Source organism: Pseudarthrobacter arbutini (assembly GCF_054510915.1).
The window spans coordinates 66,586-86,084 of sequence record NZ_JBTNDQ010000015.1; the positions used below are offsets into that span (position 1 = coordinate 66,586).

General features: G+C 60.0%; 6 protein-coding genes and 4 pseudogenes. 7 read left to right on the forward strand and 3 right to left on the reverse strand.

What is annotated here, in order from left to right; translation table 11 throughout:
• Positions 1-53 precede the first annotated feature (53 nt).
• On the reverse strand, positions 54-869 hold the full coding sequence (locus tag ACX80V_RS16870; protein ID WP_485844101.1) for a nuclease-related domain-containing protein: 816 nt from the start codon (positions 867-869) through the stop codon (positions 54-56).
• A gap of 1,881 nt (positions 870-2,750) precedes the next feature.
• Between ACX80V_RS16870 and ACX80V_RS16875 the strand changes: the two genes are divergently transcribed.
• The 3 genes and pseudogenes from ACX80V_RS16875 to istB all read left to right on the forward strand — a co-directional run bounded on the left by ACX80V_RS16875 (position 2,751) and on the right by istB (position 5,947).
• Positions 2,751-2,882: a transposase gene (locus ACX80V_RS16875; protein WP_485844102.1), complete on the forward strand. Its 132-nt coding sequence runs from the start codon at positions 2,751-2,753 to the stop codon at positions 2,880-2,882.
• A 576-nt stretch (positions 2,883-3,458) separates the two neighbouring features.
• A pseudogene (istA, locus tag ACX80V_RS16880) lies at positions 3,459-5,136 on the forward strand (IS21 family transposase).
• Positions 5,133-5,947: pseudogene (istB, locus tag ACX80V_RS16885) on the forward strand (IS21-like element helper ATPase IstB). Before istA ends, istB begins: the two co-directional pseudogenes overlap by 4 nt.
• 129 nt (positions 5,948-6,076) lie before the next feature.
• On the opposite strand, the gene ACX80V_RS16890 reads toward istB, so the two are convergent.
• On the reverse strand, positions 6,077-6,529 hold the full coding sequence (locus tag ACX80V_RS16890; protein WP_485844103.1) for a hypothetical protein: 453 nt from the start codon (positions 6,527-6,529) through the stop codon (positions 6,077-6,079).
• 717 nt (positions 6,530-7,246) lie between these two features.
• Here ACX80V_RS16890 and ACX80V_RS16895 point away from each other — a divergent pair.
• The 3 genes and pseudogenes from ACX80V_RS16895 to ACX80V_RS16905 all read left to right on the forward strand — a co-directional run.
• Complete coding sequence (locus ACX80V_RS16895) at positions 7,247-7,726, forward strand: CU044_2847 family protein (protein ID WP_485844104.1); 480 nt, start codon at positions 7,247-7,249, stop codon at positions 7,724-7,726.
• 3 nt (positions 7,727-7,729) lie between these two features.
• Positions 7,730-8,248, forward strand: a pseudogene (locus ACX80V_RS16900) (trypsin-like peptidase domain-containing protein); the annotation flags it as partial.
• A gap of 2,061 nt (positions 8,249-10,309) precedes the next feature.
• A pseudogene (locus ACX80V_RS16905) lies at positions 10,310-11,773 on the forward strand (RelA/SpoT family protein); the annotation flags it as partial.
• Positions 11,774-12,275: 502 nt separating this feature from the next.
• Here the strand turns inward: ACX80V_RS16905 and ACX80V_RS16910 are convergent.
• Positions 12,276-17,279, reverse strand: coding sequence for a hypothetical protein (locus ACX80V_RS16910; RefSeq protein WP_485844105.1), 5,004 nt, complete (start codon positions 17,277-17,279; stop codon positions 12,276-12,278).
• Positions 17,280-17,639: 360 nt separating this feature from the next.
• Between ACX80V_RS16910 and ACX80V_RS16915 the strand changes: the two genes are divergently transcribed.
• Entirely contained in the window at positions 17,640-19,460 is a 1,821-nt protein-coding gene (locus tag ACX80V_RS16915; protein ID WP_485844106.1) for an ATP-dependent nuclease, read from the forward strand.
• Positions 19,461-19,499: the final 39 nt, after the last annotated feature.

Genomic DNA, 19,499 nt, shown 5'->3' on the forward strand with positions numbered 1-19,499 from the left:
AAGGGGATCCCCTAGGGTGCTTCCCGAGCAGCTTCGAACGTCGGCTCCTGACGTCATGCAGGTTTGAACCGCGAGGCTATGGACTCACGCGTCCTGGCCACATCAACGTCGCCGCCTGTCTGCTCTGTAAGCACTTTGGCTAGGCGTTTCGGCCAGAGCACGTGAACGCCTCGAGTCGAGAACGCGCCCCCGATCAGCGGCCAGTCTGCTTCGATGAAGCACAGTGCCCCGGTGACTGGAACATCCCCGACGAGGTCGCGCATAACGTCGAGCTGTTTGAGCACCCCATCGACTAGTTTCGTGCAATCACGCCGGCCAACAAGGAGCTTCTCAACGCGTGGGCGAAGGATGCCACCTTCAATCTTCAGTTCAGGCCGTCCCTTGTATCTTTTGGCATCGATCACCCAGACTCCACCGGGGGTGACGACGACGTGGTCGATGTTGACTTTCGAGCCGGGGATGCGTCGGTCGTGGAGGACGGCCAGGCCATCGGCGGCCAGGGCGTTTAGCCGAGCACCGAGTCGCTCCTCACCAATCGCGCCTCTATCCCAGGACTTGGTGTGGGGCCGCTCGTCAGAGAGGGCGACTGCGAGGCCGCCGAAGTGCCCCCACTTTTCCCCGAGCTTTTCCTCGTCCTTCGCCTTGCGGCGCTCATATTCGCGTCGGGCAGATGACCCGGCTACTCCGGACTCAGTGGACAATGACGCATCACGAGGTGGTTCCAGGTCCGGGCCTATGGCTTCCGCCGCGGCCTCGGTGGCACAGGCCAAGCAGCGGATGGTCTTGGTCTCGTTCTCATAGATCGCTTTTGTCCCGGCCCGAAGAGAGGCCCCGCACAGCCGACAGGCTCCGGCGTACCGGATATTCATTTGTTTCATGAGGATGCGCTTTGGATCATTGGCACGGCCCTAATCTGCTTGTAGGTCACGGCGGCGGTTAGGCTGCCTACTGCGCTTTGGTCCCTCGACTGCATCACCTTGGAGCTGCAGGGTCTGCAGCCCTGTGGAGAGTGAACGGATCGGGACCATTTTGGGATCGAGCCTTCTTTAAAGAAGGCCCTGGTGCTTGGCAGAGGTTCTTCGATCGATGAAGTTTAGGGCACCGATGAGTATCCTCTCGGGGGCGCTGATGATTCCCCGAATGAATGAGCGGATGAGGCGTGGCAGAGAAAGTACTCCGGCAACGATGACGCCCGTGAGAACGCCAACGCCCAATGGAGAAGCAGACCATGCGAGAACTAGTGCCGTCACTGAATCTATAGTCATGAGCGGAGCATAGTCCGAGCGTGCGACATTTAGGCGCGATGCCGGGCCGGAGGGATCCTTCACCCCGATGCTTCTCATTAACCAAGGACTCCAAGACCTCTTTGAATTGAGAACCGTGGCGCTGGTGGCCTGCAGCTGTGAGTGCCCGCTCGGAATGGCGGCTGGAACGTTGTCATATCACTCGGCCGCGAAGTCTTCCACTGAGTGGCGCGAGGCCAGCTACTAGTCCGGTGCCGTAATGAAGACAAAGGCTCGGCACGGCCAGGTTTCCCCACACTCCATACACGCTTGGCCGATGACCTTTTCCACTGGACGATGGCTCCAAAAGTTCGGTTGGAGCTTCTCTGCCCAGACCTTCCGGTCACCTCCTAATCGACTGTCTGTTGAGAGCCTAGACTCTGCATCCAATAGCAACCGCTCGTAACTCTCTTTTTTCAGCCACCACGCATCCGACATGCTCTGACCGTATCCCTCAGCCGATCGGGAGGCAACGAAGCTGGGTTGCCGGCGGACGGGCCGGCCTGCACCTCTAACGCCGTCGGTTAGCCTGTCTGGCTCTCTTGGATTTAGCGACAATCGATTCTCTGTATGACTTACTGACTGCGTCGAGGTCGAGACCGTTGTTCAAGGCTTTCTGCGCGAGATCATATGCGCGGGCGCTTAATCCTTGGTCTCGAGTTGCTTCAGACCTAAGCTCTCTTCCGTGAGGCGGGAATGTCCTCGGAGAAGATCCGGATTAGCTGTTCGGATAGGGGAAGAAGAAGGTGTTGACAGTGTCAACACCTTTGGCTTGGGATCGAGTCGTAGATCGGTCGGATTGGGCTGGATTGCTGATGTTTTCGCGGGTTCCCAGTGTTTGCAAGGGCCGGAATGCAGTTCGAGTCCCACCTCGGGCACAGTATTACCGCAGGTCAGGAGCGTTTTGTCTTTTTGCTGTTGACAAAGCTTGACGTGTACCACGCCGGGTGGTAGCTTCTCCTCGTTGAGAACTTGGATCCGTCAACACAAAGGTATGGACCTCCCTGACCTGCAAACGTTACGTGCGGGGAAGAGATCAGCACGGGGCTGCGGCTCCTGACCGCCGCGGCGTGCCGATGAGTCCGCGGACACGGTAAGGGCGATCAACGGTCTCCAGGCCCAACTGTTGGAATACTTCCCGCACTGGAACGTGCCTTCGATTACAGCCGGTCCAAAGCCGCGCTGTTGTTGCTGACGAAGCACGTATTCCCGACGGGATCCGCGGCGTCGGCGAAGCAAGGATCCACGCTTGGCTGAAGAAGCACGGCGCCCCGTCCTCGGCAGCCGTCGCCGCAGCAGAGACGGCGAAATCCCAGCGCACCATCGTTCCCGCTCAGCGCGTATGGGAGGGGATCGTCGCCGCGCTCGCCCGGGAAAATCCTGACCCTGAACGAGGAAGTCGCCAAACTCGATACGCTGATCAGCGAGAAAGTATCCGAACACCAGCACGCTAAGGTGCTGTTGAGCATGCTAGGGTTCAGTCCAATTCTGGCCGCCGAGTTCCTTGGCGCCACCTGCGGTGACCCAATCGTCTTCCAGTCCGCTTACCGATTCGCAGGCGTCGCTGGACTGGCACCAGCCCCCAGGGACTCCGGATGATCAGCGAAAAACCACCATCGGCCGAGACGCTACGCCCGCCGATTGCTGAGAGTCTTTTACCCCTCCGGGCCCCCCCCGAAATCCTGCCCCGCCTCGCGCGGCTACAGCTACCGAAAGCGTGGGGCAGGGAAATCCCACATTCAAGCGATGCTCTCGCTTGCGCGGAGGCGGCTGAACGTCCCCTGGGCCATGCTTCGCGAGGGTACCGTTTACACCTCCGCGGAAGCGTCCGCGCCACCGGTGGCTGCATGATTAAGGGTCTCGGTCTGGAATTGTGTCCCGTCTCCATGCCCGCCAACGGCAGATACGTCCACTCAGACACACAACCCTGCCATGGTTGACAGATTTCGGGGGTCATTGGTCCTGCGGCGGTTGCAGTGCAATGGTGGGGACACTCATTCTGAACGCGAGAGCTGCCCGCGAGTGACAGTTGAATATGTCAGTCTGAACGGAGCCACTAGGACGGCCCGAACGGTACCCACCTGAGCGACATACCGAACCTAATGACGGCTTGAATGGTACCCACCTGTGAGCGTTGATCCCATCAATATCGGGGTCAAGTGCAGGAGGGCCGGGATGGGGTCAAGAGTGGAGTTGTTCGCTAGTATCCGCAGGGATGCCAGAGTCGAAGGAACGTCAATCCGGGAACTCGCGCGCGAGCACCACGTAGCGAGAAAGACCGTGCGGAAGGCTTTGAACTCCCCACTACCGCCGGAGCGAAAAACGCCGGAGCGATCCTCGCCCCGTCTCGATCCATTCAAAGCCGCGATCGAGGCGATGCTCATAGAGGACACCACGGCGCCGCGGAAGCAGCGCCATACCGCCCGCAGGATCTTGGCACGGCTCATCGAGGAGCACGGCGCGGAGGAACTGTCGTATTCGACGGTACAGGACTTATGTGCGGGTCCGGCGGGCGCAGATCGATGTGGAGGCCGGCCGCCGCGTGGAGGCATTCGTCGGGCAGGAACACGCCCCCGGGGCGGAGGCCGAGGTGGACTTCGGTGAAGTTTGGGTGGTGCTGAACGGCGTGAAGACGAAGTGCCACATGTTCATCTTCCGGCTCTCTCACTCGGGCAGGGCCATACACCGGATTTACCCGACGCAGGCCCAGGAGGACTTTCTGGAAGGCCACGTCGAGGCGTTCAATGTATTGGGCGGCATCCCGACCAAGCACATCAGGTATGACAATCTCACCAGCGCGGTCACTGCCGTGGTCTTCGGGCAGGGCCGGCAGCGTCTGGAGAACGACCGGTGGGTGCTGTTCCGCTCCCATTACGGCTTCGACCCCTTCTACTGCCAGCCCGGGATAGACGGAGCGCACGAAAAAGGCGGAGTCGAAGGAGAAGTTGGCTGGTTCCGCCGCAACAGACTCTCACCCATGCCTGTCACGGAGTCTCTGGATGAGCTCAACGACCGGATCCGGATCCGGGAAGCCCAGGACGATGCCCGGCGGATCAATGACAGGATCCGCACGATCGGCCAGGACTTCGCCGCCGAACAGCCGTTCCTGGCGCCGCTGCCCGCAGAGGTCTTCGACCCGGGACTGGTGCTGACACCCAGGGTGGACCGGTCCTCGATGATCACCGTGCGGATGGTGAAGTACTCCGTCCCGGCACGATTCATCGGACGCAGGCTTCGGGTATCGTTGAGGGCGTCCGAGGACGTGGTTGTCGACGGGCGTGCCGTAACCGCCAGACATCAGCGGATCGTTGCCAAATACGGGCAATCCGTCCAGCTGGACCACTATCTCGAAGTCCTCAAGACCAAACCCGGTGCGCTGCCCGGTTCCACCGCGCTGGCCCGGGCACGCGAGTCCGGAGAGTTCACCAACGCCCATGAAGAATTCTGGGCCGCTTCCCGCAGGGTCAATGGCGATGCCGGCGGAACCCGCGAACTCATCGACGTCCTGCTGCTCCACCGCTCCATGGACGCCCAAGACGTCCAGGCAGGGATCACCTCGGCGCTCGTGGTGGGTGCTGTCACTGCCGACGTCGTCGCGGTCGAAGCCCGGAGACACGCTGCGGGCATGGCGGCGGGTGGGTCCGGTTCGGACCGTCATCCCGGCGCTCACGATGACGTGAATGTGCAACGGGTTGTCAGTCTCACCCAGCGCCGGCTCATGGATCCGGCCGCGGTCATCGCTGGGCTCCCGCCGGACACCAGGCCATTGCCCTCGGTCAGCGCCTATGACGAGCTGCTGGCCAAACGCACCGAACACCCCGCAGGAACAACATCGAAGGAGAACATCTCATGAGCCCCGGCGTCCTTGGAACGAGCATCACTCCGACCCAGCGCCGGCGGCGCGGTCTGACTGAACAAGCCGCCGTCGCGGCGGTGGACCAGGCCTGCCGGCGGCTTCGCCTGCCCACGATCCGGGCCGTCCTCGACGAAGCCCTCACCGTCGCCGGCAAGGAACAACTCTCCTACCAGGGATTCCTGGCCGAATTGCTGCTGGCCGAGTGCGACGACCGTGACCGGCGCTCCTCCATCCGCCGCGTCAAAGCAGCAGGATTCCCGCGGGATAAATGGCTCGGGGACTTCGACTTCGACGCGAACCCGAACATCAACCCCGCCACTATCCACACCCTCGCCACCGGAGACTGGATCCGCAAAGGAGCACCCTATGTCTCATCGGGGACTCCGGGACCGGCAAATCCCACCTGCTCATCGGCCTGGGGACCGCGGCCGCGGAAAAGGGCTACCGGGTCAAATACGCGCTCGCGACCCGGCTCGTGAACGAACTCGTGGAAGCCTCAGACGAGAAAGTCCTTGCCAAAACCATCGCCCGCTACGGCCGCGTTGATCTCCTGTGTATTGATGAACTTGGATACATGGAACTGGACCGCCGCGGCGCCGAACTCCTCTTCCAGGTACTCACCGAACGCGAAGTGAAAAACTCCATCGCCATCGCAAGCAACGAATCCTTCTCTGGCTGGACCAAAACCTTCACCGACCCGCGCCCCTGTGCCGCGGTCGTGGACCGGCTGACCTTCAACGGCGCCATCATCGAGACCGGCACCGACTCCTACGGCCTTGCCCACAGCCTCGCCAAACAGTCAGCATGAGAGCTGCACCGGCCAGACCCAGCTAGCGTTCAGTAACCATTTTCCAGAGTCCTAACCGACGCTCCTACCCGAAGCATGAGAATGACCGGCGGCCAGTTGAGCGCTGCCGGCCACGATTTCCGGACGTGGCTAGCGGGGGAAGCTGAGCTCTTCAGGAGTCGCCCTGAGAATATCGTCTCGGGCGATTCTAAGAACCGTGGGCTGGATCCCGGCATCCGGCCAAGTAACTGCTAAGGCGACCTCTGCGGGCACGGGATCGGGCACCTTGAACCAGTATGAGATGTCCCATCTACCCATGCCACCGCCACCGGATTCGACGTTGACAGGAACCCGCACAGGCTCATCACCCGGGCTTTTGTCATCCCTAAGGAGGGCCTCCACGACGAACCCTCCGGGAGTAGGCTCCGGACGCGGAACCTTCTGCACACTTCGGCCTTCCAATTCCAGATCATGAGCTCTGAAGATCTGAAGCGTAAAGAAGAGCGCCCCGGGCAAGGCCTGCAAAGCCCTCAGAGCTATCACCGCATTCGCCCCCTCGGCGAGGGTGACGTCATAGCCCGCCAAGGGCGACGATAGCACCATGCGTGGAAAGGGTGCGGGCGAGTGGCCGGGGACCATCGTGGGGGGACTATTCATGGAAAGCTCCGAACCTTGTCAGTAGAAACATCTCGAGTCGGGGGAATATCGGCCAACACGGCCGGCCGTCCCAGCAGACAGGCCGATCCAAGAACTCAAGCGCAGGCCAGGACAATAGGGGCCCGGCTGCAACTTCGCACCGACTGGCAGCAGAGGACGCCGGATTCACCCGTTCGCACCATACTCTCTAACCTCTGGCGCAGAAATTCAACGCCTTGCACTGGGGCACCCGGTATGTCGCTCAGGTGGGTACTGTTCGGGCCGTCCTGGTGGGCTCTCTTCAAGTTGACACATTCAGACAGTAGGGTCGTCATCGTGATAGATGAGGTTTGGTCCACGAACGCTGCAGATTGAACTGGATCTTCCCGAAAATCTCAATGACCCTCGCGATTGCCATGGCGCCAGGGCTGCTGCCCGGGACTTGATCGCCATACAGTCCGCCGCGGTGGCCTTCATGAGAGCTGAGTACACGATGGCAAAAAGTTCCTGGTAAACAAGCGCACTCTTCCGCATTCAGGTGTTTAGCGGCTGCGAGCCCGTGGAAGACCTGCGTAACTTTGACACTGGCCTCAACGATCGGCTGCGCGGAGTGCTGAGGCCCCAACGTCATTCCGGCGCCAGTTCAAAAGAGCAGCCCTCGCCGCTGGATGTTTACCGGCGTGGATGCTACTGAACAACCGGAGGCAAGCTGCCGCCAAACCCGCCGATAGCGTCGGCGGCGAGTGCAAGCGAATAGAGCTCCTCGACTCGGTACCTGATCACTTAGGTGGCGGCATCGAGACTGGTACGCTTCCCCTACTTGACTACTTTTACCCTAAGGAGAGGCACTTGTCGGCAAAGGATGTTCTCATTCCTGTAGAAATCGATGGAGTTCGCTTCTTCGTGGAGGCAAGACGCAACTCCGACGTTCCAGCGCCTGAGGGGCCGGTCGGTGCTCCAGACAAAGAATCAATTGACAAGGCCCTCGACGGAATCGGCGTTGCCGTTGGTCGGACCGTGGCGCAGCTGGATAATTTGAAGTGGTCGAAACTTACCGTCGAAGTCGGGGTTGAGTTTCTCGTCGAGACGGGGGGACTGGTCGCTGTCTTCGGCAAAGTTGGTGCGGGATCTTCGCTGAATGTTAGCGTTGAGTTCGAGCGTTGATAAGTGATCGAAGGGTTCTTCTGGCAGCCGCTTCTTGAAGCTGCGACGGTTCGACTCTGGGCGCCGGCTCCGAGTGGAAGTGAACCTGTCTTCCTCGGCACGGGGTTCTTTGTTTCTCCGCGAAGGCTGGCGACGGCAACTCACGTTCTTCGTGACTACTCTTCTGTAGATGTTGAGCTTCGTTCCGGCCAGAAAGCCAATTTTCTTGTCGAGGCTAGCGTAGGCGACGCCGCTATTTTGCGGCCTGCTCCTTCGGCCCGCCACCTGGAGGGGGCCCCGCACGACTTGGCCGGGGGCGAGTTAAATGAAAAATTCGTCATGTCTTGCGACATCGTTGAAACGGGCGACTCTCTCGTCACGTACGGTTTTCCCGTCGGCGACTACGCCGGGCAGCCGGCAACACTAACCGCCGTCGGAAAATCCAATCTGGGAACAAACGGACTTTTTCGCTATCGTGTGACTGGACTCGCACCTGGGGCCGGAGCCAGTGGAAGTCCGGTGATAAACCTGAGGACAGGCGGGGTATATGGATTGGTCTCGCATTCAAATCAAGAGACGCGAGCCCACCTAGAACCGCTTGCCCCGGTATTGAGGCTTTTACCAGCAGAAGAGCGAAACTTGTTCCCTGACTGGCTGGACGCACTGGGCGACGAACAGTTGCGTGAGGGGAGATGGTCGTGGGCGACCAGAGAACTCAAAGACTACGTCCAAGCTAGTCTTCGATACTACGATACCCACCCGTATGCCGGCATGTTGATCGAGGACCAACTACCGCCGCTTTCTTCGGTGCATGTTCGACAAGCCTGTTTGGAATGGGCGGCAAGGGAAGAGGCGGTGGACGGGGGATTGCATTCACTCGCTTCTCCTAGCTTCGATGAAGCTCCCCGGCTTCGCGAAGCCCCCGCTCTGGAGGACGTTATGCGCGGCGGTCTGTTAGTAGGGGCGCCCGGTGGCGGTAAGTCAAGCGCTCTTCGTATGTTGTGCCGCCGATTATGCGAAAATTTCAGCCCCGGAGTTGGCTCCGTCGTGCCCATTTTAATCGATGCCTCCGAGATTGAAATCAAGCGCCCAATTGCAGCAACCATAAGAGATGTGATGAATATTCGGCTTTGCCATGGGGAAAGTCGATTTTCGGAAGCATTCTTTAACAATGATCCAATGCCTGGAGGCCGATGGCAACTAGTTATCGATGGACTTGATGAGGTTCTCGACCCACTTTTTCGATCAGCCATTGTTAAAAAGGCCGTTGAATATATGTCCGGCGATCCCAACGGTCACTGCGGGATAGTTTTTGCAACTAGGCCGCTGCCCTTCGCTGAGTTGGAGACTATTCGACAGAATACATCGGGTGGCGTATGGGAGATCCACTCATTCGAGCCCGATGAGGTCGAAGAAGTGTTAGGGCATTGGTTTAGGGCGATGGGGCAGAAGGACCATGAAAGTAGTACGCATGCAGTTTTGATGCAATTGGGTGATCAGCGCGACCTTGCACTTCTCCGAAATCCATTGATGTTGACGATGGTATGTCAGTTGTATTGCTGGAATCCGGATCTGCAGATTCCGAAGACGCGAACCGCGATATACAAGAACTTCATGCTAGCTCTCCGCGAGCGATTCTATGGGCGAGGGCCCAGCAATGCCTTAATGCAGGCCGCCGCGGTCGTTTCCCGATTTGGGCCTTCGGCCACAAGCCATGTTGATGTCGTCGTTGAGCGCGTGTATCACACCATAGGTGTTGTTGCCCTGGACTGGCTTTCCACGGATAAACTACCGGATCTCGGCAAGGCCCTTGACGCGTCGACTGGACCCTTGAACATGAGGTCGACTGACTGGGTGCAGTTAAGCCACGAAATCACCCGTCGCAGTGGAGTTGTTGTGCAAGAGGGGGCTTCCTTTAAGTTCTTGCATCAGACGCTTGCCGAGTACTTGGCCTCCTGGGCACTTTCGGAAGTCGAAGAAACAAACCGTCTTGCACTTGCACAGCTGAATGAGCTAAATAGCACCCTTGGACGTAAGCACTCATTCATTCGCTTTGCCGCAGATTCTTGGATTCGTGAGGAACGCTTTGCTGCATGGCTTGTCAGTGGAGTGTCGGCAGCCGATTCTTTGGGAGCCGATCTTGTTACCCAGATAGTGGAGGACGGCTTAGAGCTTCCAGGGGTAGTGCGGGAGGCGTTCGCAGCGCGACTTAAACGCTTGCTAAACTCGCAAATAGAATCAAGTGTTGAGGACGTCATAATCACAATACGGCGACTTAGCCTCGTCGCCGACGCGGAACTTATTGATGGTGTCTTGATGCGGATCATCGCAGAAGCGATGCGAAGTCAGGACGTAAGGCTTTGGGCGATTTCCGCACTGGGCGCACGGATTGCTGGATTAAAATCTGAGCCCGGTTCTGCTGACCTCCAAACTAGCACTTCCGTGGACCTAGCCATCGACGTGCTTGCGACGTCTGCCAATCCCGACATTCGCGGGTTACTTTCCCTGATTGCCACGGATTCTTCGCTCGGGCTGTTCGTCCAACAACGGGCGCTGCACGCACTCGGTAAGCCGGACCAGGCGGAGCCAATCAATCCGGACCTTCTGCCGCTGATTGATTCCCTTGCTCGTCCGTCGGGCGCTCTGGCGCGCTTAGTAAGCGCTGTCCGTGCACAGGACCCGAAGGCTGACATAGCGCTTGTTGAGCGAGCTTATGCCGCAGCCGAAAGGGCCTACGTACGTCCCGATCGCAGCAGCGGAGAGGTTTACATTACTGAAGCTGTCGCGGTTGCTCACATACTCATCGAGTTGGGCGTGAAAGGCGCTGCGGTGGCTGCTGCGCTGTTGCACGACGCCGTCCGGGCTGGGCGTCTAAGCGAATTGGATCTACGCCGAGACTTTGGCGATGAGGTCGCTGCTTTGGTCGACGGCGTCATCAAGTTGGACAGTGTCACCTTCGGAGAAACTGCGCAGTCAGAGACCGTGCGCAAGATGGTTGTGGCCATGGCCAAGGACATCCGTGTCTTGATGATAAAACTGGCGGGCCGACTGCAAAACGCCCGCGCTTGGGAATTTACGTCTGCAGAACTCTCTGCCCGAACGGGTCGGGAGAATCTGGAGATCTACGCACCACTCGCTGGCCGGCTCGGTCTTACTGTCATGCAGTCAGAACTTGAGGATTTGTCCTTCGAAATGCTGTACCCCAAGGTGTACGAGGAAATCGGTCGTATGGTCAAGCAACGCATGCCGGACCGTGAGCAAGTCCTTAGTGAGGTTATTCGCCTAATCGACGATGACCTCAGGGCAGCAAAAATTGTGTGTGCAATCTCAGGACGGACAAAGCATTATTACTCGATCTACCAAAAAATGATCGTCGGAGATACAGACTTTGACGACATTAATGATCTTGTAGGCGTCCGGGTCTTAGTAAATTCGGTGCGAGACTGTTATGCCGCCCTCGGCACTCTGCATTCGCGTTGGAATCCTGTGCCTGGGAGCTATAGAGACTACATCGCCATGCCTAAATTCGACATGTACCAATCACTGCATACTGCGGTCATCGGTCCTGGCGGCCAGCCTGTGGAAGTCCAGTTGCGGACCCATGAGATGCACCGCAGGGTGGAGTATGGGGCCCATAGGAAGCACAGGGACCAGGCGAACCTCACCGGGGTGGTTCCATACGGCCCTCGAAACGAAGATTTGGGCTGGTTAAGATCATTAGTGGATTGGAAGCAAGCAACCTCGGACCCAGAGGAGTTCCTCGAGTCCATACGGTACGAGATAAATGCTCGGGAGGTCTTTGTCTTCACGCCTAAGGGCGAGATCATGGCTCTGCCCATCGGATCGACTCCAGTCGATTTTGCATATGCGGTGCACACGGAAGTGGGCCACCGGACCATTGGCGCGCGTGTCAACAGCAAGCTGGTCCCGCTCCACACCGAGCTTAATCACGGCGACTGGGTAGAGATATTCACTTCCAAGGCGGAAGACGCAGGTCCCAGCCAGGAATGGCTGAATTTTGTCAGGAGCAGCCGGGCGCGAAAGAACCTGCGGCAATGGTTCAAGAAACACGCGACGATCAGGGCTGCTGGCAACAAGCCAGAAATCGGTTAGTCGCGCCTTCCAACGTTTTCCGCTCCTACCTACCGGTCCAGCTCGGGGAATGGGACATCGTTCGGTAGTGGGGGAAGAATTCTTGGACAGTTGGAAAATGAGGGCTCATCGCCAATTTTGATCGCGGGATTTGGCGGGGGTGATCTTGAGCTGTTGATTGCCACGTGCCAGGCGGCCGATTTGGCAATCGGTCGAGTGGGGCACGAGGCTGCCATTGCCAGTCTTCCGGGTGGAGGAGGCATCGTTCCGGATCACTTTCGAATCGGGGACCTCTAGACGCGGCGTAATTGGACGATCTCACGGCCGCGGATGGTGTCACCTTTGCGGTTTGTAGCAGTTGGATCCCAGCCGAAATGAAGCCTTCAAATCTGCTGCGGGACACGGCTTTTGCAACCCGGGTGGCGCCGGATCGCTCGCGTGGCTTGTCCGAACTGCGTTAGTCACTTTTTTCGTGTGTTCAGCGTGAGTATTCTGCGAGAGTCCTGTTGCCTGCGTACACCAGACGGTCGACGAGGTTGAGCCAGTTGCTTCCGGCACCTCGTGCGTCGGCCTCGGGCTTGACCTCCACCAGCCACTCGTCCATCGGCGCATAGGAGACGAGCTGTCGGTCCGCTTGCGAAAGGCACAGCGCGTCAAGCCAGCTCAGACCTTTGCTCAGCTGCGTCTCGATGGGGAGTTGGCGCAGGAACCGGATGAGCTCGAGCAGGCATGAGGATCTGCCAGCTGCGTATGGGAGCCACTGAGGAATAAGATCCACGAGATCGTCGGGTTTCACCCACTCGAAGGCGTGGCGACCGAGCTCGTCGTGCAGTGACTGGGTAGTCGCAGGGTGATTCGGAAGGAGGTGGCTCAACGCGTATTCATTGAAGCTATCTGCTCGGTCGTTGATGGCCCTGTTCACGTCCACCCGGTCCAGGACGTGTGCGAATAGGGTCGGCCACGCTTCTCTCGCCGCGTCAGCGAGCTCTTGGGTCTCCGCTCCGACCGCTGCCAAGTCCCGCAGGAACGCGCTGAACACGTGGCTGGCCGGGGCGAGGGCCGTGACGTACTCAAGCAGGAGGTCGTCGACTGCGTCCACACGCGACCGGATGTGCAGCAGTGCCCGTGCCGCGGAAATGGTCTGGGCGCCGCGGTCATCGACAAGGTAGCCGTCTTCGGAAAGCTCCTGATTGACCAAGGCGTGTGCCTGTGCCTTCAGAAGCGTCTGCAGGTCCTGTTGGGCGATCTCCCCGACGCAGGCGCTGGATGAGGCGGCGCGCCCGAGCGCACGGATGGGCGCACTGAGGCGAGACGTGTCGAGCCGCTCCGGTGGAATTTCCGGAATTCGAAGCATGACGCCGCCGGTTACCGTGACTTGGGGGAATTGCTGAAGCGCGTCATCGAACTCGCCGATTTCGCAGAGCCGGGCGAGGTCGAGCGCCCACTGGTAGGCGGTCAGATGCATACATGGGTCACCTGAGCACGGATGCTCCCAGATGGCATCACACCCGCGAGCGAACTTCAGGCAGGTGTCCGTCGCTGCGAGCGGACCGAGGGCCGCGGCCGCCGCGGCGACATCGTCGGGGGTTGCGCCGGCCGTCTCGAGTTGTTTGGCAAGTTCAGGAAGAATCAGGTGCGGGATGGCTGCGGCGGCAGCTGCCCGCGTTCCAATGTCGTTCTCAAACCTGAGTGCATCGCTGTCGTGTGCGGCGTCGTCCGCAGCCCGTTCGAGGATGCCCAGGATGGAAGTGATCGCGAAGGAAGCGTTTTCCCCGAACGCTTCGGGATGTCCTGCGGCCGTGCTACGGACTGCGGCTGATGCAACGTAGGCGAGTGCGAGGCACGGTTCGGACGCTGCGAATTCAGGTGGGTTGTCCTGCAGGTCTTTAACCAGTGCGAGGTCTTCCGCAATCTCAGCTGGAGTTGGCGGCGTCCAACCTTCTTTCTGCTGTCGTGCCGGAATCCAGTACTTGTTCTGGAGCCCGATGAGGAGGTTGCCGCGGGCCATGTCGGCTCGCAGTGGAGCGAGCTCTTCTTCGATGACCTTGGGCTCCTTGACCGAGATGAGCACTCCGCCCTCTGTGGGTTCGGTCGTCATGTTGTCCGCGTCGAGGGCGGCTGCCCAGCGCTGGACGGTGGACTCGCCAGCGTCGAACCGGGCGGCGTTGGCGACCAGCTTCGTGCCCAAGTCTCTGAGCTCTGCTTGGCGCTCTGGGCCGGCGCTTAGCGCGAGGAACCCTACGATGTCGCGCAGGTACCACTTACGTCGGTCGGGATTTGTGATGCCGTCATCGGGCGCGCGCATGAATCCAACGGTCTCATGGGTAGCGCGGATGGAGTCGAAGTCCCAGACGAGCGGCTCGACGAGGTACCGATCAAGCACCTTCGGGTCGTCGGCTAAGTGACGGATGGTGGCGCCGAAAATGACTGCAGGCATGGCCAGGTTCTCGCATCCCTTCAACAGCACTGTCGCCACATTTCCAATCGGAGCCCCACCGGCGACCAGGCGGTCGACCCACCGTTCGACAGCCTGGAGTGCGCTCATGCACGGGTACGGCCCGTTGGTGTTGCCGCGGTACCATCCCCACACGTTGCTGTCTCCGACGTAGGCTCGCTCGGTGCCGTCGATCGCAAGCGTGAACTTTGAGCCGGCAGCGACAGATCCTGAGCCGTCCTCAGCGAGGCAACGGATGGTTGCTGCATGGTTTAGTATCCGGTTCACGACCGGAACCCAGTCTTTGAGCGGACACATCCGAATCAGAACCCAGAACGACCCATACCCGTGGTTGCTCAAACTTCGGAAGCCGCGTGGCTGGTGGTCGCGAATGCCGTTCCAGAGTCTCGAGCCGCTACCACCCCGGTTGTCGATGTAGTAGGCCTCGGTGAGCTGGAGAAGGAACTTGGGGTCGTACGAACCGAGACCCCATGCGCTCCAGTCGAGGTCGACTGCCGGCTGGAGTCTCGACGGCGAGTGTTCAGCCACCTCGGACAGGCAGGCGCGTACATCGTCGTTGATATCTGGGCCGAGGAGCGCGACCAACTGGATGTACCGCTCCTGGGTAATCTGCCGGTTCAGGGTGCTTTGGCGTCGTCTCTTCTTCGTGTAGCCGACAAAGACGTTGAACACGACCTCTTCCTTAGGCTCCGTGGAGCTGTCTACGGGAGCGGTCGGCGGGTGGTGGCTCCGCCAGTGGTCAAGTAGGAGCTCCCTTAGAGCCATCCGAGTCTGGTTGCCGGCGGGCAACCCGATCAGAAGGGCCGAGTTGAGCCATTCGCATACCAAACGGAACACTTCGTCGTCCTGGTGCCACAGCTCGTTGACCTCCTCGATCAGGAGGCGAACGACCGGCTCACCGCGTGGCACGTCGACCATGTTTTCGTGCCGCTGGTGGAGCGAAACGACTCTGACGAACGTCGCAAGAATGTCGTACGAATTGGCGGCACCTGCGTCGAGGATGTGCCTGAGAAGGTCGTACGCGTTCGGCATCTCGAGTACAGCTTCAAGCGGCACGTCCTTCCAGCGGGCCGTGGAATCGTCGCCGAGGGCGTCGAACTGGGCTATCAGTGCCGCAAGCTCAGCGTTGGGATCGTCCGCATCGGTGAGCTTGCCTTCGCATGCGAGCTTGGCGGCGGACATCGACCATCGCATGGGCCCGGATGTTTTCAAGGTTTCTGTGACGGAAGGTGCCCGTACGAGGCGCACGGCTGTCGCGAAGCGACGGACTTCTTCGTGCGCGAACTCGGGCTCGGCTTTGCGCAGGTTCTCTGGCGCCACCAGGAGGTCGGCCCGGAGAGCGTCGAGCGCTGCATGGTCGGGGCGAGGGTAGGATCTCTCCGCCGCCGGAAGTTTGAGCGCTGCCTCGCTCATGGCAAGGAGGGCTTCGGTTCGCGCTGCCGCTGAACTCCCGCCTGCGGCGCGGCCGATGAGGTTCTTCCAGATCAGCTCAAGACAATCCCAGTCCTCCAGCGGCGTGGTTACCGTGGTGCCGGTCCGAGCTAGAAGATCAACAACGGCCAACCGCCGATACAGCGACTTGGTCGGCAGGTTGCGAAGCGCGCCGGCGATTGCCGGCACCTCATCTCGCACGACGCGCAGCTCGGCGTCGTCGAGCCCGGGAACCTCGAACTTCCGTGGGTTTGGGTAGATGCCGATCAGGGTGCTGGCGGCGTCCTCAACCGCGGTGTCTGCGGCGACGAGGGTCAGCCCGACTTCGGCTGCGTGTGCGGCTGCCGCGAGTTCTCGTAGGAGCGGGGCGCGCCCTTCGATTGTTGCGTCCGCTGCATCGACGATGAGGACGCGGGATGGTGCCGACATCTCGCTGAGCACGTCGGCGAGCGGCATACCGAGGTCCGTTGACAATGCGGCCACGCTGTCGCGGGTCCTTCGCAAGTTGAGGACTACATACTGAAAGTCGCTGTCGGCCGCGGCGAGCGCCGAGGCCGTCGCCAGTGTTAGAGCACTTTTGCCGGTTCCTGACTCGCCCGTAATCAGGACGGCCTTTTGGGCCATCCCGGCGACGGAGAGCTCGGCCTGGAGAGCTTCCCGCATCTTCGTGCGCGGCAGGTCGACCCCGCCAGCCAACTCGTGGCGGACGGCAACCATCGCAGAGTTCTGTTCGACATCGAGCTGCGCCCATGCAGCTTTTGACCTTCCAGCATCGGATGCTAGAACGGAGTGGATCTTGCGCCGAAGTAGGGGAAGACCAATTACCGTGCCCTTCTGATCGAACTGCGTCGCCCCGGCCGACTGGAAATGGTTGCGGACATCAGCACCGCTCCTTCCTGGCCGCGCGAGCGGGTTCAGCCGATTGCCAATCTCCACCCAATCCGTTTCGTCGTCGGACTCGACGCGGAAGTTCAAGATCCAGAGTCGGTTGAGAAGCGACCAGACAAGGCCCCGAAGTTCGTCCTGAGTCGTCTTTGGCCGGGCCTTCGCAACCAGTCCGATTAGGTGGTCGTATCGCTTTGCGTAGCCAGCGTGACGCTCCGGCTCGTGAACCTGAGCATAGAACTCGACCTCGGCCACGTTGTCCCGTGCGAGGGAAGCGAGGCGCTGGACCTCTCTATGAGAGTTCGTCATTCCTGCGAGGGCAACCGCAACATAAGCGCGGTCTTCCTCCTCGAAGGTGTCGACCTGGTCCAGGAGAGTGCCAATGAGCTTCGCGGTCTTCGTATGGCTCTTCATGAACTGCGGAGAGCGTCGAACCGCAACGTGAACGACGGCACTTTCACCGTCCTTCTCGGCCTCCACGCGCAGATCATCGACCGGGTCTGCCGGGTTAGTTTGAAACGCCACCTTCACCACAGGAAGCTCGTCGGTCTCTGGGCGCGCGGCACCGAGTAGCATGTCAGCGAGGTAACTGGTTGCAACTCGATGACCGAGGGTGCTGCCTCCACCACCACCGGCGTAAGGGTTTACAACCGCGACCTCGTCGCCATTGTCGGGCGCAGCTCGTTCGCGCTTGCCGTCGTCGTCCGTCATACGCCAAGTTTCCCAAGTCAGGCGGACTTACGGAAACCGACTGGCTTGCACTGCGAGTGTAATTTCCACTTCTCGACGATGAAAACAAAGCCAGGGAACCACCTTTTCACCTCGCATGGAAGCTCGCGAAGGTCACGTTCAGTGCCAGCGGGATCTCTGTTCATATTAGGCATGTGGTGAGAGGTCATCGCTGGCGTGGAATCTGCCTGTCTGAGAGAGCCGTTGATGGCTCGGTGAGTGTCTATTAGAGTCCGCCCCGATGCTGCGGGCCAACAGCTGAATGGACGCGTGAGCTTGTTTCGGCCGTGCAGGTGACGTCAATCCCGTTCCTCGGGCAGCTACGCCTATAGACTGACCCGCGTGCACATAGATCGCGTTGACGTAGAGCGGCTGCTTGGGTTCGAGAAGCTGAGCATTGAGCTGGATCCGCAGCTCCAGCTGATTGCCGGTCCGAACAATGCCGGGAAGTCGTCGCTGCTCCGTGTGCTGGAGACCTTCTTCGCCAACCCGACCGGGTCGGAGCTGCTGCGGTTGAAGCCATTGCACGAGTACTACGTGCAGGGAGGCCCCAGGATGATGTCCAGCGTTGTGGTGCACTTCGGGGGACTTGCCGATGCCGAGCAGGAGCTGTTCGCCGACGCGGTCCTCAAGAACGGCACTTTCTGGATCAAGATCTCTTGCTCCCGGGGCGGGAATATCACGTATGAAGCGAGTCGCAAGTCAGCACGCGCGAGTGAGCTCTATAGAGCGGTACTGCAATCGTTCAGCTTCGTGAAGATCCCGTCCGTCCGCGTTAGCGAATCTGGGCCGGGTGAGAACGACCAGTCGCTGGTCAGGCTGTACGAGACGCTTGAGGGCGTGCTCGTGAGATCGGGTGGCTCGCGCAAGACTCAGCTTCAGAAGGAGTTCGAGGATGCGATCAAACCAGTTGAGGACCTCGTGCACAAGGTCCTCAGCGAGTCCGTCGTCGCCGTGGCGACGGAGCTTCCGTTTAGGGAGCGTGAGCTTGGTATAAATTTGCCTGACTCAAGGCATGCTCTTCGAGGGATGCTCCAGGAGGCTGTGATCACCAGCCGGGACGAGGTTGAGGTCTCGATCGCCGAACGCGGTACCGGCTTCCAGTCCGCGATGGTGCTCGGGATCCTTCGGTACGTGGCCTCTCAGAGCCAGCAGGCGGGTGGAAACGTTGTGTTCGCGATAGAGGAGCCTGAAGCCTTCCTCCATCCGCAGACGCAGCGGGCGATGGCAAAGATCCTTCGGGAGATCTCAGCAGGTGCGCAGCTCCTTGTGACTACCCACAGCCCCGTCTTGGTGGATTCATTCTCGGTCCGCCGCATCGTACGGCTTCCACTCAGTTCCGGTGGCACCAACTACACCGCGCGTCGTCAGGAGCTGACAGAGGCTGAAGAGGGCCGGCTGACCAGATATTGCGACGCAACAAATAGTGAGCTCGTCTTCGCGAACTCGGTTGTTCTTGTCGAAGGCCATGGTGACAAACTCCTGATCGACCATCTCCTCGCTCGCATCACCGGCGGGGCGGGCGGCCATTATGCCATGGGTATCGCTGTCATCGAAGCGTCGGGTATCGACACGATCAAGCATCTCGTGGGTTTGGCGCAGTACTTCGGCGTTCGCGCGTACGTGATCACTGACAAAGACGGCGTGCACAAGCCAGGCGGCCAAGGCAAGCGCGTGTTGCTGGAGATCCTCAAAGCCAGAGAGCCTGCCCCGTCCCAGAGTGAGCTTCAGGCTTTGCACGGCTTGGCGGATGCAACGGTATCGAACTTGAAGGCCGCACTTGAGCAGCAGGCGAGTCTCAATCGCGGCCTTGCAAGGTGGGATGCGTTCGTTCTGGCATCCGATCTTGAAGGCCTGCTGCTCGACACGATCGGTCAGAAGAAGCTCGCTGAGATGCTCGGACCGGCGGGCGAGAACGAGGTTGACCAGGCGGCGTCGGATAGATACGCATTAGGCGTCACAGGCAAAGAGGAGCTGGCGGCCTGGCTTGGCTCGAAGGGATGGAACTCCACAGGTAAGAAGTCGGGGAAGGTCAAGCCTCACTTGCCGTCGGCTCTCCTGAGAGAGCACCTTGCCACACGCAAGACTGCCCCTCAGGCGGTCAAGCCGCTCGATGACTGGCTTCGCACGATTATGAAGGATCACGAGCGGTCACCACTCTGAAAATTGTCGTTGGCGCGGCTGCACACACCAGCGTCGACG

Excerpts from the sequence above, each read along its gene's own strand:
- ACX80V_RS16870 (WP_485844101.1), bottom strand. The coding sequence starts at position 869 with ATGAATATCCGGTACGCCGGAGCCTGTCGGCTGTGCGGGGCCTCTCTT.
- ACX80V_RS16875 (WP_485844102.1), top strand. The coding sequence starts at position 2,751 with ATGCTAGGGTTCAGTCCAATTCTGGCCGCCGAGTTCCTTGGCGCCACC.
- ACX80V_RS16890 (WP_485844103.1), bottom strand. The coding sequence starts at position 6,529 with ATGGTGCTATCGTCGCCCTTGGCGGGCTATGACGTCACCCTCGCCGAG.
- ACX80V_RS16895 (WP_485844104.1), top strand. The coding sequence starts at position 7,247 with ATGCTACTGAACAACCGGAGGCAAGCTGCCGCCAAACCCGCCGATAGC.
- ACX80V_RS16910 (WP_485844105.1), bottom strand. The coding sequence starts at position 17,279 with ATGACGGACGACGACGGCAAGCGCGAACGAGCTGCGCCCGACAATGGC.